The organism is Nonlabens sp. (genome assembly GCF_965660805.1).
Lineage (GTDB): Bacteria > Bacteroidota > Bacteroidia > Flavobacteriales > Flavobacteriaceae > Nonlabens.
This window is the reverse complement of the sequence record NZ_CBFIBE010000046.1, coordinates 1-15,021: the sequence shown is the minus strand read 5'-3', so window position 1 is coordinate 15,021 and position 15,021 is coordinate 1. Positions and strand designations below refer to the sequence as shown.

The following is a 15,021-nucleotide window of genomic DNA, read 5'->3' as shown; positions in this document are numbered from 1 at the left end:
CGGTTTTTCAATACCATATTCACTGAATGATTTTGAAAGACAGTATTATCTCATCACGATGTCTACACCAGTTACTGGTGTCCAAATGGGCGATACTTTTACTCATAACGTAACGATTAACCCAAGCTCAACAGATTTAAGTGCTACAAATAATATGGATTCAATAGATGTAGATGTAGTCGCTTCTTATGATCCTAATGATGTGACTGAAATACGTGGTCCTATAATCCTGGTTAATGAATTTAGCTCTTCAGATTATTTAGAGTACACGATACGTTTCCAAAACATGGGTAGCGCCGCAGCACAATTTGTACGTATTCTATCAGATTTACATCCATTATTAGACGACAGTACTTTTGAAATTTTAACCGCTAGTCATCCTTATAGCTATGAAAAAAATGGAAGGTCCCTGGATTTCTTTTTTGATGATATCCAGTTACCACCAGAAGCGACAGATCCAGAAGGTAGTAACGGATTTATAAAATACCGTATTAAACCTATTTCTTATGCAGTAGGTGATGTAATTAGGGCTAGTGCCGCCATATATTTTGATTATAACGCACCTGTGTTTACCGAGATTTGGACCACTACTTTTAATGCTCCAGCATCTGTAAATGATATTTTACCTATTGCTATTTATCCTAACCCATTGCAAGGAAATGTGCTGCATCTTAAAAACATAAATCAAGGAGATGCCGTATTATATGCACTGGATGGTAGGGAAATATGGAATGGTGCAATAAAAAATAGCAAGATTAAATTCAATGATTTGAATTCTGGAATTTACTTGTTGAAAATTGAATCTCAAGAGCAAAGTGTTGCTTTAAAGTTGGTTGTGGATTAGTAATTCGCTTTCGCGAAAGCGAGTTTACTTCAAACACTTAAAGTAATCAAACGGCTCAAGACAATCCTCACACTGAAACATTGCCTTACAAGCTGTGGAACCAAACTGACTCACCAATTTCGTATTTGGTGAACTGCAATTTGTACATTTTACGAGTTTCTTATTATTCAGTAACACATCCTTATCTGCTGTTTCACTTAATGGTGCAGCGATTCCATATTCTTCCAGCGCTTTGCGACCACGATCTGTGATCCAGTCTGTCGTCCACGGCGGACTCATAATTAATTGTACCGCTGTAGTATATCCATGTGCCGCAAATGCTCTTTCCAGGTCATCACCTATTACATCCATGGCTGGACAGCCGCTATAAGTTGGCGTCAGTTTTATGGTGATATCTTTTCCATCTACTTGCACATCTCGTATCACTCCTAAGTCAATCACGTTTAAGACTGGGATTTCTGGATCGGGCACGGATTCTAAAATCTCTAATAGATCTGGCGATATGTTATAGTTTTGAATCATGTTTTTGAATATTGAATATCGATTAAAGATTAACGAACACTGAAATTTTTGATTTAAGAGTTTTTAGCCTTTGATGTTCTTACAATTGTAAAGAAAATTAAAAAAATGATTTCCAAAACTTCTAATCAGTCTGATAAAATGTTATTAATAAAGTTCATTTTGAATATCGAATATCGATCAATGAATAATAAAATTTTCGATTTAAGAGTTTTTAGTTTTAGAGGTTTTAATACTGGCTACAAAGATGGAAATAAGCTGATTGTTTTCATCAATTAATCTTTCGACCACTGCAATATTCTTTACAAGCTCAGCTCCTTTTTGGATTTTAAGATTAACCATAGACTCTCGAAGTTCTTTAAGTGCGATTTTCATTTTATGAAGAAAATCTTTGTGAGATTCTGCACTTTGTGCTTCTCCATAATTCAATGCTGCGGCAGTAGAACTTCTGATCAGTTGCTTGCATAAATGATTTGCGGCATAACTGGAATTCATAGAATGATCAGCGATTTTAATTATATCCACTGCAAATTGAATTAATCTACCTTCTAAATCAAATTTCATAATTTACTTTTTTGGATATTCATTATTCGTTAATCAGTGTTCGATATTCAACGAGTTCAAATTCAGATTCAAGTTCTAACAGTTACCATTTACTGTCAGGATAAGTGCGTTGCATATACTGCAAATCTGCCAGAATGTATCCCATGTGTTCACTGTGTAAGCCGTTTTTTCCGCCTTTTTGGAAATATTCTACTTCTGGAATCTCTAGGGTTGCAGTGGTTAAGAGATCTTCTACTTTTTCATAATAATATTCACGTAGTTGCAGCATATCTGGCGCTACTCCAGCTTCAATCATGGCTTTATCGGCGTCAGTAGTGTGGAATAGCTCGTCGGTATATACCCATAGATCGTTTACAGCTTGCTGAACGCGTTGTTTACTTTCTGCCGTTCCATCACCTAGACGTTTTAACCAGTCGCCTGAAAATCGCTCGTGATAACTAGCTTCTTTAATTCCTTTAAAGGCAAGTGCTCTTAAAGTTTCGTCAGCACTTTGCTGTAAGGCGCCTAAAAACATTTTATTATATACATCAAAGAAATACTGTCGTACAATAACATATCCAAAATCTGTATTAGGCTGTTCTACCAGCAGTACATTTTTATACTCACGTTCTTTCCTTAAAAAGGCAATATCATCTTCAGTGCTTTTATCACCTTTCAATTGTGCTACATATTGATAAAAACTACGCACTTGTCCCAGCATGTCCAGGGAAATGTTAGTAATCGCAATATCTGGTTCTAGATTAGGTCCATGACCGCACAGCTCACCTAGTCGCTGTCCTAGAATGAGGTAATTATCTGCTACACCTAAAAGGTAACTTATTAAGTGTTCTTTATTTTCCTTTGATTCTAGGAATTTTGGGTTGAGTTCTTTTATGGGTTGTTTCATCTCTTAAAGTTGAAGTCTAAGTTTAAACTTAAGTTTAAGACCTAGTGTTTATAATTGAAGCAATTATCTTTATTAATTCTAATGATTCTTGGGCTAGTTTCTCTAATTCTGATTTACTATTTAATTCAGCACCTACTTGAATTCTAAGATTATTTCTGCACTCTTTTATTTCCTTAAGTGTAATTGCTAGTTTATTGAGTTTATCTTTATCTGACCGAGCACCTAAAAACTCACCAAAGTTCAAAGAGACTGATCCAGATGATCTTATTAATTGCTGTTGATAATATTTTGAAGCATAATCATTCCAGTTTGCTTTGCGAGAAACTTTAACAACATCAATAGAAAACTGTATAATCCTATCTTCTAAACCATACTTTTTTTCTTCCATAATTTTCACTTTAACTTAGACTTAAGCTTAAACTTTAAAAATTAAAGACTAGGTAAAAGCTATGCCTTTACATGTGTTTTAATTCTTCAGGAAGCTCATAAAAAGTAGGATGCCTATACACCTTATCAGTTGCTGGTTCAAAAAGCTCGTCGCTATCTTCTGGGCTGCTGGCAGTGATGTTTTTACTTTCTACTACCCAAATACTTACACCTTCATTCCTTCTAGTATAAACGTCGCGTGCGTTATTCATTGCCATTTCAGCATCTTCGGCATGCAGGCTGCCGCAGTGTCTGTGTTCTAGTCCGTTTTTAGATCGTATAAAAACTTCCCAAAGTGGTATTTCTGTGCTCATTATCTTATAAATTTAAGTTTAAACTTAAGTTTAAGTTTAAAGGTTTACTCATGCGATTCCCGCATTGTCCTCAAAAGGAAAACATGTTTTTTTGATGGCGCATGCGATGCGCCTTTTCGTTTGTTTCGCTGCGCATTGCATACGCTATAAGGTCGCATGAGATGCGCCATTGTTTAAATCGCTTGCGCAGCTTGTTCTTTTCTATCCTTTTGTTTTGCCGCATAGGCTGTTGCTGCATCGCGTACCCAAGCGCCATTTTCCCAGGCGTTGCGACGGTCATCTAGGCGTTTTTTATTCATAGGACCATGGCCTTTTACGACTTGCCAGAACTCGTCCCAATCTATCTCGCCAAAATCATAGTGACCAGTCTCCTCATTCCATTTTAAATCTGGATCTGGAATGGTAAGTCCTAAAATATCTGCTTGTGGAACGGTTTGATCTATAAACTGCTGGCGTAATTCATCATTAGTTTTGCGCTTCAACTTCCATTTCATGGATTGCTCAGTATGCGTACTTGCCGCATCAGTAGGTCCTAACATCATTAATGATGGCCACCACCAACGGTTTAATGCATCTTGCGCCATTTCTTTTTGCTCCTCAGTTCCATTACAAAGCGACAGCATGATTTCGTACCCTTGTCTCTGGTGGAAACTTTCTTCCTTACACACACGCACCATGGCACGGGCATAAGGTCCAAAAGACGTACTACATAATGGCACCTGATTAATAATCGCAGCGCCATCTACTAGCCATCCTATAGCTCCCATATCTGCCCATGTCATCGTCGGGTAATTGAAAATGGAAGAATATTTAGCTTTACCAGAATGTAAGTCCTCATACATTTGCTCACGTGTGATTCCTAATGTTTCACAGGCGCTATATAGGTATAATCCGTGTCCTGCTTCATCTTGAACCTTTGCTAGTAAGGCTACTTTGCGTCGTAATGATGGCGCACGAGTAATCCAGTTTCCTTCTGGTAACATTCCTACTATTTCAGAATGTGCATGCTGGGAAATCTGTCTGATGTGCGTCTTACGATACTTCTCTGGCATCCAGTCCTTCGGTTCGATTTTCTCGTCATTGGCAATTTTTGCATCAAATTGTGCTTCTAAACTTTTGATTTCTGCTTCACTCATGTCTCCTTTTTTATAGCGCTTAGCTGTTAGCACTGAGCTATTAGCTTTTTGGCGCTTAGTTTACTATTCTACTTTAATTTGTTTCTTAGACTTTTTATCATTTTTGCTAATTCGATGAGAACTTTTCTTAGTTCTATATTGACTTCGCCAATAATATAACCTCTTCTATAAGCAAGTGTTGTGCAACCTACGCACTCTCTTACAGAACCTTCAGCTATTTTTAAAAATCTATTAAATTGAGCGTCTGTATCACCATGACCTTCTGCAATATTAAGAGCAATACTATTTGAGGCTCTTGAAAATTGAGAACTTAAACTATACATTTCATGTTTTGGAAATAAAGTTAAAGCATCATGTACTTGATCTATAAAATCTAAAGCCTTTTGATATATTTTCAGGTTCTCAAAATTAAACTCATCCATTTCTTTCTTTCTATAACTCTTTACCTTTTCCGCTTTCGCAAAAGCGAAACAAAAAGCACCATACTGCCCATTTATTGCTAAGTGCTAAGCGCCAACAACCAAGTGCTAACAGCTAAAAGCTGTTCTACACATCATAATTCACCACCAGTTTCTTACTCGTAGGAACGCTCACACAACTAAGGACAAAGCCTTTTTCTACCTCTTCATCAGTCAGTGCATAGTTAACTTTCATGGCCACGCTGCCTTCAACCACTTTACATTTACAGGTGCTGCACACACCACCTTTACAGGCAAATGGTAAATCTGCACCTGCGGCAATTGCGGCATCCAGCACATTATCGTGATCATCTCCTAGTACAAAATGAAATTCTTTACTTCCATCTATAATCGTCACGTCCACGCCATCTACTTTTTGCTCTAGCGCTGCTGCGGCACGTGCTTTATCTTCTTCACTTAATCCACTTACAAATAATTCAAAATGGACATTTTCTTTCTTAATTCCTGCGGCAACCAACTCATCACGTATCAGAAAAATCATCTCTTCGGGACCACAAATAAAAGCGTGATCTGTATGTGGTGCGTTGATTAACGTTTGTGTGAGTGTTTGTAATTTTTGTTTATCAAAACGTCCATTAAATAATGGAATATCACGATGCTCACGACTCAAGAAATAAAACACCTCAAAACGACTTAAATATTTGTTTTTCAAGGCTTCTATCTCTTCCTTAAAGATAATAGATTTTACGGTTCTATTGAGATAGAATAACTTGAATTTAGCATTAGGCTCACTGGCTAGATGTGTTTTTATAATACTCAACATAGGAGTAATTCCAGATCCAGCAGCAAAGGCTACATAGTTTTTAGTCTCAGTCTCATCATAACAATCGATGCCAAAATCACCACTAGGCGCCGCGACCTGCAAGGTATCACCCGTTTTTAATTCGCGGTTTACATAGGTAGAAAATTTACCTTCAAAGATTTCTTTAACGGCGACTTTCCACTCATCATCCAGCGGGCTGCTGCAAAGTGAGTAGCTACGCCTCACGTCTTCACCATTTATCGTGGCGCGCAAGGTTAAAAATTGTCCCTGACGGTATTTAAAATCTTCTTTTAATTCCTGTGGAACGTTAAAGGTGATTACCGTCGTATCATCTGTCTCTTTATAGACTTGGGAAAGCGTTATGTTATGAAATTCACTCACTATAGTATGGTCGTTAAATTTACACAAAACTAACACTTGTTAGTTTGGGATGCAAATGAACTTGACATTGAACTCGAATTTGAAATCGAGCTTGAATTATACGTAAAATTGGAACTACGATAAAAAAAATACGATATTCAAAATCTCAGACCTCACATAATTCTTGAATGCGAACATTGAGACTCTCAAAATACGTTAATTATTTAATGATACTTTGTAAAAATCTTAGTAGCCTCATTATAACTGCTCTCAAAGGACATAGCATTTACATTTGAATCTATTTTTGTTGCACCAAAATAACTAACCATTTTCTCGGTAGGCATATTTCCTGTGAGTTCATCCTTTGCCATAGGACAACCGCCAAAACCTTGTATCGCACCATCAAATCTGCGGCAACCAGCTTTATAGGCTGCATCTACTTTCTCGTGCCATGTGGTAGGCGTAGTATGTAAATGAGCGCCAAATTCCACATCTGGGTATTTAGGAATCAAATTAGAGAATAAATAATTAATCGTTTCTGGATCGCTGGTTCCTACCGTATCTGATAAGGACAGGATTTTTACGCCCATAGCTGCTAGTTTCTCCGTCCATTCTCCTACGATTTCCACATTCCATGGATCTCCGTATGGATTACCAAATCCCATAGAAATATAGACGACAACTTGTTTTGCTTTCGCGAAAGCGAGATCTAATATATCCTGAAGCAATTCTACAGACTGTGCTATGGTTTTATGCGTATTACGCATCTGGAAATTCTCTGAAATAGAAAATGGATAACCTAAATAATCAATTTCTGGATGCTCACAAGCGGCTTGTGCACCACGCAAATTTGCTACAATAGCAAGTAACTTAGAATCTGTTTTAGAGAGATCCAGTTTAGAAAGCACCTGAGCAGTATCTACCATTTGCGGTATGGCTTTGGGTGACACAAAACTCCCAAAATCAATGGTGTCAAAACCACAGCGCAACAATGACTGAATGTACTGCACTTTTAGATCCGTAGGAATAAATTCTTTTATTCCTTGCATCGCGTCACGTGGACACTCTATGATTTTCACCTTTTCCATTGAGGTGTAAAGATAAGGTGACGAAAAGGTTTGCGAAAGTCATTTAATACTTCAATATTTTACCCAAAGTTTCTTTAATCTGTTCCAGATCTCCTGACGATACAACACCTAATTTATTCTTTAAACGCTCTTTTGCAACAGATCTAATATGTATAGTCATAATCTCAGATTTATCGGTAAGTCCATTTGTAGCATTAGGTTTTAAAATTACATTACCTCTATAATTTTTAATCTTAGAAGTAAGCGGACAAACGATAACTGTATTCAAATTATCGTTTGCCGCATTTCCAGAAATAATAACTGCAGGTCTTCTTCCACTTTGCTCACTACCTTTTACAGGATCAAAATACATTTCGTAAATATCACACTGTTTCATCATCTAGTTGATTTAAAGTTGTTAAATATTCTGTCATACCTTCTGCGGCCATGTTGAGCATATCATCATCATTGGACATTTGCTTATAAGACCTAACATAAGCGGCCTTATCTAATTGCTCTAGGTAAACACGCAAAGCCTTTTCAATAAGCTTATTTTTAGGAAGTTTTAAAAGCTTTGCAGCATCACTTAACTGTTTAAGTAGATCATCAGGTAACGTGGATGTAAATGTTGCCATTATAATTTATATTTATAAAATGTAAATATATTAAATATTTATTGAATACAAAGATTAACATCACACACCCATCCTAACCTTTCCTCAAGGGAAGGAACTTCTAAGGTATCAAAATCGCCACCGCAATCCCAATAAAAACTACTATCTGCATCCATTTCATAACTGGAGCAAACCAAGTGGAAAACTTTATAAAACTAGCTGCTTTTCCATACAGTAAAGCCGAAAACCTTTTCCCCAACCCTAAAGGGTGAGTTTTCTAGTTTTAATTGACAAAAATAAAAATTGCTATCCCAATAAAAACAATAATCTGAGTCCATTTCATGACTGATGTAAACCATTTAGAAGACTTTATGAAACTTGCTACTGCGCCTGCAAGCAAGGCGACCGCGTAAAATACGATCAAAGAAACTAGCATAAAAACACCGCCTAATATATAAACCTGTATCCACTCAGGAATATCATTTTGAATAATAAACTGCGGTAATAAGGCAAGATAGAATAAAGTCACTTTTGGGTTTAATAAATTCATGGTAACGCCGGTGCGGTACATCTTCCACCAGTTGCCTTTTGAGGTTTGAGATTCTAAGGATATAAAAGCATCTGTCTGATAGACTTTAAATGCGAGATAAATTAAATAAATCGCACCAGCAATTTTAATGGTGTAGAGTAACCATTCATTATCTCTTATAATTACGGCAAATCCTAGAGCTACAAAACTGGTATGCACAATACATCCAGAAATCAAACCACTAGCAATCGCAATTCCTATTCTAGAGCCACGTGCAGCACTTTGGGTCAATACAAAGATGTTATCTGGTCCTGGAGATATGGCTAGTATAAAGGTTGCTAGTGCAAAAGAGATTAGGGTTTCTAACAAAATAAATTCAGAGTTTAGAGTTTATAGTTTTAAAGTTTTGAAAATCTCAACTCATACACTAGTGATTCAAAATTACTAAGTGGAAAGCTATTCATAACTGAAGACTATGCTACTTTAAAATCTTTAAAATAGCCTCATTAATCTCCTTAATCAATTGAGGTCCTTCATAAACAAAACCAGTATATAACTGCACCAGACTAGCACCAGCATTTATTTTATCAATCGCATCTTGAGCCGTCATAATACCACCTACTCCTATAATAGGAAATGCACCGTTGCTTTTTTCATGTAAGAATGAAATTACTTCAGTAGCGCGATTAGTTAGTGGTGCACCGCTTAATCCACCGGCTTGATTTATTAGTGATTCATCAGATTGTAATCCTTCTCTAGAGATGGTTGTATTAGAAGCAATCACTCCATCGATTTTGGTATCTTCTACTATTCCTATAATATCTAACAACTGATCATCGGTCAAATCTGGAGCAATTTTTAAAAGAATCGGTTTTCTTTGAGGCTTTTTATCATTGAGGTCTTGAAGCGTTTGTAGAATGTGCGTTAATGGTTTACGGTCTTGGAGCTCGCGTAATCCTGGCGTGTTAGGTGAACTCACATTTACGGTAAAATAATCTACGTGATCAAACAGCTTTTCAAAACAGATGATGTAATCATTTACTGCTTCATCATTAGGCGTCACCTTGTTTTTCCCTATGTTTCCGCCTATGAGCACGTGTCCTTTTTCACCAAGTTTTGGATTCTTTTTCAGTCGTTCTACCGCAGCATCTACACCACCATTATTAAATCCCATACGGTTTACGATCGCTTGATCTTTCTTTAATCTAAAAAGTCGTTGCTTAGGGTTTCCATCTTGTGGTTTTGGCGTAAGTGTGCCTATTTCTATAAATCCAAACCCTAGATTAGAAAATTCTTTAAACGCTCGAGCATCTTTATCAAATCCTGCTGCCATTCCTACAGGATTCTCAAATGTGAGTCCAAATAATTCTCTTTTTAGAGCAGGATGATTAAGTTTATAACGCTTTCGCGAAAGCGTACTAAAACCAGGTAACTTGCTCAATAATTTTATACTCTTGAAAGAAAAATGGTGGACAGCCTCTGGATCAAAGGCAAAAAGTAGCGGACGTATTAATGATTTATACATAAGAATAAGGTTGTGCAAATTTACAATCCGTTAGACTTTATTCCATATTTTTGTGACTCTTAAAAATGAATAGATATGAGTAAATATGATGTAATCGTTTTAGGTAGTGGACCTGGTGGCTATGTAACTGCCATACGCGCGTCTCAGTTAGGGATGAAAACGGCAATTGTAGAGAAAGAATCTCTAGGTGGAGTATGTTTAAACTGGGGTTGTATCCCTACAAAAGCACTGATTAAAAGTGCTGATGTTTTTAATTACCTCAACCATGCCGAAGATTATGGTCTAAAGGTTACTGGTGTAGATAAAGATTTTAATGCCGTAGTAAAACGCTCTCGTGACGTAGCAGACGGAATGAGTAAAGGTGTACAGTTCTTATTAAAGAAAAATAAGATAGACGTGATCATGGGATATGGTACCGTTAAAAAAGGAAAGAAAATAGAAGTAAAAGCAGAAGATGGTTCTACGTCCATGGTAGAAGGTAACCACATCATTATTGCTACTGGCGCAAAATCTCGTGTATTACCTAGCTTACCACAAGATGGTAAAAAGGTGATAGGTTATCGTGAGGCAATGACCCTAGATAAGCAGCCTAAGAAAATGATCGTAGTAGGATCTGGAGCGATAGGTGTAGAGTTTGCTTATTTTTACAACTCCATGGGAACTGAGGTTACCATTGTAGAATATATGGATCGCATCGTACCTGTAGAAGATGTAGATGTTTCTAAACAAATGGAACGCAGCTTTAAGAAAACAGGTATTAAAATAATGACTTCTAGCGAGGTTACAGGTGTAGATACTAGCGGCGATGGTGTTAAAGCAACCGTAAAAACTAAAAAAGGAGAAGAAGTTCTTGAGGCAGATATCGTTTTAAGCGCGGTAGGAATCGAGACAAATCTTTCTAACATAGGCCTAGAAGAAGTAGGGATTTCTACAGATCGTGGCAAAGTGCTTGTTAACAACTGGTATCAGACTAATATTCCTGGTTACTATGCCATAGGTGACATTACTGCTGGACCAGCACTAGCTCACGTAGCAAGTGCCGAAGGAATTTTATGTGTTGAAAAAATAGCCGACATGCATGTGGAACCACTAGATTATGGTAACATTCCAGGTTGTACTTATTCTACTCCAGAGATTGCAAGCGTAGGAATGACTGAGGCTCAAGCTAAAGAAGCTGGTTATGAAATTAAAGTAGGTAAGTTCCCGTTTAGTGCAAGTGGTAAAGCAAGTGCTAGTGGTGCCAAAGATGGATTTGTAAAAGTAATCTTTGATGCTAAGTATGGCGAGTGGCTAGGATGTCACATGATAGGTGCTGGTGTTACAGACATGATTGCTGAAGCTGTATTAGGTCGTAAACTAGAAACTACAGGTCACGAAGTGCTAAAAGCGGTACATCCACATCCTACCATGAGTGAAGCGGTTATGGAAGCCGTAGCAGATGCTTATGGTGAGGTGATACATTTGTAGGCTGTTGGCTGTTGGCTGTTGGCTGTTGGCTGTTGGCTAGAAAATATAAAACTCCTGATTCTTTTGATAGAATCAAGAGTTTTTTTGTGACCATATTCATTCCCACTTTAATACCTAATTGACTTTATAAAGCCTTTAAATCACTTGAATAGTTCATAGTGAACTATCTTCCCTAGTGAATTGAGTACATTAAAAATAACAATGATATTTTACATTATGAAATCAAAAAATTCAAACTTTTTAAGTTTCCAGTGATACCTTAATAATGCACCCTTCAAAAAAAACTCTAAAAGCTTATTCTTTAGTAAAAACTAGAGTCGTCCCTATTTTGAAGTAGTACAATTATAGATGGCCAGCTCATAACCTTTCAAACCAAAGCCGCTAATTACTCCAGCCGCATATTTTGAAATGTAAGAAACGTGCCTAAATTCTTCTCGATCCATCACATTTGAGATATGTACTTCAATCACAGGGACATCTATTGCTGCTACTGCATCACCTAGACCTATAGAAGTATGTGTATAAGCACCAGCGTTTAAAATGACACTATCTATTTTATTCTCTAGGCATTGGTGCAATTCATTAATCAACTCACCTTCAACATTAGATTGAAAATAGGAAAGCTCCACTTCATTGAACACAGATTGTAGTTCATTGAAATAATCCTCAAAGCTAGTAGCACCATAAGTTTCTGGTTCTCGCTTACCTAGCAAATTAAGATTTGGACCGTTGATGATGTGTATTTTCATGTAACAAAGGTATTATTATTAAAATGAATCGCATAAAAAAAGCAACCCTTTTGAGGTTGCTTTTCATTATAGTATTTCATTGGATTTACCAAGCGTAACCTAATCCAAATCCAAATTGAGGTAAAACCCCTGAACCTTTAAGGCTTGAGAATGAAGAGTTATCAGTATCATCATAACTAAAGTTGACATAATTGATACCTAAGTTAAGGTCTAGTGTAAATCCACTATCCCATGACCATTGATATCCACCTTTGACTCCTGCAGAAATTGCTCCGAAACTAATTTCATCAGAATCACCTTGTCCAGAGAAATCATCTAATTCAACATTTCCTGATTGGTAGGCAACAGAACCAGCTCCATACCATCCTCTGATTACTTCATCAAAATAATAACGATACTGCGCTCCTGCTCCGTAAGAAGAATACTTGAAAGATCCAATGGTATATCCACCTATAGCTCCACTTAAAATTGCAGATGAATTATCATTCAAAGCACGTTCATAAGAAACTAAATCAGTACCACCCAAAATTGCTAATGGATTTACTTTTACAGCGTTTTCTTGCGCGCTAGACATTCCCATTCCGAATACTGCAACAGCAGCAATTAGTAATAATTTTTTCATTTTAAAAATTTAGATTGTTAGTTACTGTTAAAGAAAAAGTATTTCTTGTTAATTTTTGTTAAAGTAATGTTAATAAAAAGATTTCACCTACAACTCAACCTTCATCAACTGGCATATAATTTTCATAACTATCTTTACCCTATGAAATGGCAACACATTTTAAAGGACTTTTTACTCTATGCAAAAATAGAGCGTAGCCTTGCTGTAAACACTATTAAGGCATATGAACGAGACTTGAATAAACTCATTTACTGGCTAGAAGATCATGAAATAAATGCTCGCCCAGATAGTATTAAAACGGTAGAGTTACGTGCTTACATCTATGATCTGGCCAAAAAGGTGTCGGCCCGATCGCAGGCTCGTGCACTGAGCAGTTTAAAAGCTTTTTTCAATTACCTTATATTAGAGAACTACCGCAAGGATAATCCGCTGGAGCTGGTTGAAACTCCTAAGATAGGTCGCAAGCTACCAGACACATTAAGCACCACAGAGGTCGACGCGCTTATCAACTCTATAGATCGTTCTACCGCTCAAGGTGAACGCAACAGAGCTATTCTAGAAACACTTTATGGCTGTGGTTTGCGTGTAAGCGAGCTCATTACTTTAAAAATCAGTGATTTGTTTTTTAAAGAAGGTTTTATTAAGGTAACTGGTAAAGGAGACAAGCAGCGATTTATTCCCATAGGTGATTTTACCATGAAGGTTATAAACCTTTATATAGATGAGGTACGTGTTCATTCACCCATTAAACCGCAGTATAAAGACACCTTATTTTTAAATAGACGTGGCGCTAGTTTAACACGTGCCATGATTTTTCATATCATAAAAGAACTTAAGGTAAAAGCAGGAATTAAGAAAAAAATTAGTCCGCACACGTTTAGACATTCTTTTGCCACACATCTTTTAGAAAACGGTGCTGATTTGCGTTCTATTCAAATGATGCTAGGCCATGAAAGCATTACCACTACAGAGATTTACATGCATGTAGATCGCGCTCATCTTACTAAGGTTCTCGAGAAACACCATCCTAGAGCTTAGCAACTCAGCTTATCCATTATTAAAGTTATGTAAAAGTGATAGGATTGTTTTTATTACGCTTTCGCGAAAGCTAACTTTAAACCAAATAACAAACTCATGAAAACATTAAAATTTAAAAACGGTGATGAGCTATTCCCTATTGGGTTAGGAACTTGGAAATCCAAACCAGGAGAAGTTAAAAACGCCATTATAAACGCTCTAGAAACCGGATACAAACACATAGACTGTGCTGCTATTTATGGTAACGAGAAGGAAATAGGTGAAGCATTCAAGGAAGTGTTTTCAAAAGGTGATATCAAGCGAGAAGATGTATGGATCACTTCAAAACTATGGAATGATGCGCACTTACCTCAAGACGTAGAGCCTGCGCTACAACAAACACTTAATGATTTACAGTTAGACTATCTAGATTTATACCTCATACACTGGCCTGTTGCGTTTCAACCAGGTGTGCCTATGCCAGAAAGTGCAAATGACTACCTCACACCTCAAGAAGCTCCTATTCACGAAACCTGGAATGAAATGATCCAAATGAAGAACAAAGGACTCGTTAAACATATAGGTGTTTCTAACTTTAGTAAAGAAAAACTGGAGGATTTAATTTCAAAAACAGCAGAAGTTCCAGAGATGAATCAAGTGGAATTACACCCATTACTACAGCAAAAAGAACTTTTTCAATATTGTAACCATAAAGGAATACACTTAACAGGATACTCACCGCTAGGAAGTGGTGATCGCTCTGAAGGCATGAAGCAAGAAAATGAACCTAACATGCTTGAGAAAGCGACCATTAAAAAAATAGCAAGCAAGCATAACGTTTCTCCTGCTCAGGTATTAATCAACTGGTCTGCGCAGCGCGGCACAGCAGTGATCCCTAAATCTACTAATCCTGGTCGTATAAAAGAGAACCTAGAAGCGGCTCACCTACAAATGGATCAAGAGGATTTAAAAGAACTCGCTCAAATGGATGAACACTATCGTTATGTTACGGGTAAATTCTTTGAGGTTCCTGAGAAAGGATATCCTAATATTTATGATGAGTAGCTTTGAGCTTTGAGCTTTGAGCTTTGAGCTTTGAGCTTTGAGCTTTGAGCTTTGAGCTTTGAGCTTTGAGCTTTG

General features: G+C 37.0%; 19 protein-coding genes. 4 read left to right on the top strand and 15 right to left on the bottom strand.

From position 1 onward, the window contains the following. Positions 1 to 844, top strand: an 844-nt coding sequence (locus ACTF48_RS09765) for a T9SS type A sorting domain-containing protein (RefSeq protein ID WP_438962969.1), incomplete at its 5' end; no start/stop codon positions are given. Between the two features lie 24 nt (positions 845 to 868). Here the strand turns inward: ACTF48_RS09765 and paaD are convergent. From paaD to ACTF48_RS09700, 13 genes are all read right to left on the bottom strand, one after another. After that, positions 869 to 1,366, bottom strand: coding sequence for a 1,2-phenylacetyl-CoA epoxidase subunit PaaD (gene paaD, locus ACTF48_RS09760; protein ID WP_438962968.1), 498 nt, complete (start codon positions 1,364 to 1,366; stop codon positions 869 to 871). A 201-nt stretch (positions 1,367 to 1,567) separates the two neighbouring features. Continuing rightward, positions 1,568 to 1,927: a four helix bundle protein gene (locus ACTF48_RS09755; protein WP_438962967.1), complete on the bottom strand. Its 360-nt coding sequence runs from the start codon at positions 1,925 to 1,927 to the stop codon at positions 1,568 to 1,570. Positions 1,928 to 2,009: 82 nt separating this feature from the next. Next, complete coding sequence (paaC, locus tag ACTF48_RS09750) at positions 2,010 to 2,813, bottom strand: 1,2-phenylacetyl-CoA epoxidase subunit PaaC (protein ID WP_438962966.1); 804 nt, start codon at positions 2,811 to 2,813, stop codon at positions 2,010 to 2,012. Positions 2,814 to 2,847: 34 nt separating this feature from the next. Next, the gene (locus ACTF48_RS09745) at positions 2,848 to 3,201 is read right to left on the bottom strand and encodes a four helix bundle protein (protein ID WP_438962965.1); all 354 of its coding nucleotides are present in this window, start codon (positions 3,199 to 3,201) and stop codon (positions 2,848 to 2,850) included. Positions 3,202 to 3,268: 67 nt separating this feature from the next. Beyond that, the gene (paaB, locus tag ACTF48_RS09740; protein WP_438962964.1) at positions 3,269 to 3,553 is read right to left on the bottom strand and encodes a 1,2-phenylacetyl-CoA epoxidase subunit PaaB; all 285 of its coding nucleotides are present in this window, start codon (positions 3,551 to 3,553) and stop codon (positions 3,269 to 3,271) included. A 173-nt stretch (positions 3,554 to 3,726) separates the two neighbouring features. Beyond that, positions 3,727 to 4,689 (bottom strand): 1,2-phenylacetyl-CoA epoxidase subunit PaaA, encoded by a 963-nt coding sequence (gene paaA, locus ACTF48_RS09735; RefSeq protein ID WP_438962963.1) that lies wholly within the window; start codon positions 4,687 to 4,689, stop codon positions 3,727 to 3,729. A gap of 68 nt (positions 4,690 to 4,757) precedes the next feature. Then, on the bottom strand, positions 4,758 to 5,111 hold the full coding sequence (locus ACTF48_RS09730) for a four helix bundle protein (protein WP_438962962.1): 354 nt from the start codon (positions 5,109 to 5,111) through the stop codon (positions 4,758 to 4,760). Between the two features lie 124 nt (positions 5,112 to 5,235). Further along, entirely contained in the window at positions 5,236 to 6,312 is a 1,077-nt protein-coding gene (paaE, locus tag ACTF48_RS09725) for a 1,2-phenylacetyl-CoA epoxidase subunit PaaE (protein WP_438962970.1), read from the bottom strand. Positions 6,313 to 6,515: 203 nt separating this feature from the next. After that, complete coding sequence (locus tag ACTF48_RS09720; RefSeq protein WP_438962961.1) at positions 6,516 to 7,379, bottom strand: hydroxymethylglutaryl-CoA lyase; 864 nt, start codon at positions 7,377 to 7,379, stop codon at positions 6,516 to 6,518. 43 nt (positions 7,380 to 7,422) lie between these two features. After that, complete coding sequence (locus tag ACTF48_RS09715) at positions 7,423 to 7,758, bottom strand: type II toxin-antitoxin system PemK/MazF family toxin (RefSeq protein ID WP_438962960.1); 336 nt, start codon at positions 7,756 to 7,758, stop codon at positions 7,423 to 7,425. Further along, the gene (locus tag ACTF48_RS09710) at positions 7,742 to 7,993 is read right to left on the bottom strand and encodes a CopG family transcriptional regulator (protein ID WP_438962959.1); all 252 of its coding nucleotides are present in this window, start codon (positions 7,991 to 7,993) and stop codon (positions 7,742 to 7,744) included. Before ACTF48_RS09710 ends, ACTF48_RS09715 begins: the two co-directional genes overlap by 17 nt. A 262-nt stretch (positions 7,994 to 8,255) precedes the next feature. Continuing rightward, positions 8,256 to 8,870 (bottom strand): LysE family translocator, encoded by a 615-nt coding sequence (locus ACTF48_RS09705; protein ID WP_438962958.1) that lies wholly within the window; start codon positions 8,868 to 8,870, stop codon positions 8,256 to 8,258. A gap of 109 nt (positions 8,871 to 8,979) precedes the next feature. After that, positions 8,980 to 10,026, bottom strand: coding sequence for a quinone-dependent dihydroorotate dehydrogenase (locus ACTF48_RS09700; RefSeq protein WP_438962957.1), 1,047 nt, complete (start codon positions 10,024 to 10,026; stop codon positions 8,980 to 8,982). A 75-nt stretch (positions 10,027 to 10,101) separates the two neighbouring features. Between ACTF48_RS09700 and lpdA the strand changes: the two genes are divergently transcribed. After that, on the top strand, positions 10,102 to 11,493 hold the full coding sequence (gene lpdA / locus ACTF48_RS09695) for a dihydrolipoyl dehydrogenase (RefSeq protein WP_438962956.1): 1,392 nt from the start codon (positions 10,102 to 10,104) through the stop codon (positions 11,491 to 11,493). Positions 11,494 to 11,816: 323 nt separating this feature from the next. Here the strand turns inward: lpdA and aroQ are convergent, their stop codons facing one another. Both aroQ and ACTF48_RS09685 read right to left on the bottom strand, forming a co-directional pair. Beyond that, positions 11,817 to 12,242, bottom strand: coding sequence for a type II 3-dehydroquinate dehydratase (gene aroQ, locus ACTF48_RS09690; RefSeq protein WP_438962955.1), 426 nt, complete (start codon positions 12,240 to 12,242; stop codon positions 11,817 to 11,819). 85 nt (positions 12,243 to 12,327) lie between these two features. Continuing rightward, positions 12,328 to 12,864 carry a DUF3575 domain-containing protein gene (locus tag ACTF48_RS09685; protein WP_438962954.1) on the bottom strand — a complete coding sequence of 179 codons (537 nt, stop codon included), beginning with the start codon at positions 12,862 to 12,864 and terminating at the stop codon, positions 12,328 to 12,330. A 141-nt stretch (positions 12,865 to 13,005) separates the two neighbouring features. Between ACTF48_RS09685 and xerD the strand changes: the two genes are divergently transcribed. Both xerD and ACTF48_RS09675 read left to right on the top strand, forming a co-directional pair. Beyond that, a complete protein-coding gene (gene xerD, locus ACTF48_RS09680; RefSeq protein ID WP_438962953.1) occupies positions 13,006 to 13,902 on the top strand; it encodes a site-specific tyrosine recombinase XerD in 897 nt (298 codons plus the stop codon). A gap of 96 nt (positions 13,903 to 13,998) precedes the next feature. Further along, on the top strand, positions 13,999 to 14,946 hold the full coding sequence (locus ACTF48_RS09675) for an aldo/keto reductase (RefSeq protein WP_438962952.1): 948 nt from the start codon (positions 13,999 to 14,001) through the stop codon (positions 14,944 to 14,946). Positions 14,947 to 15,021 lie beyond the last annotated feature (75 nt).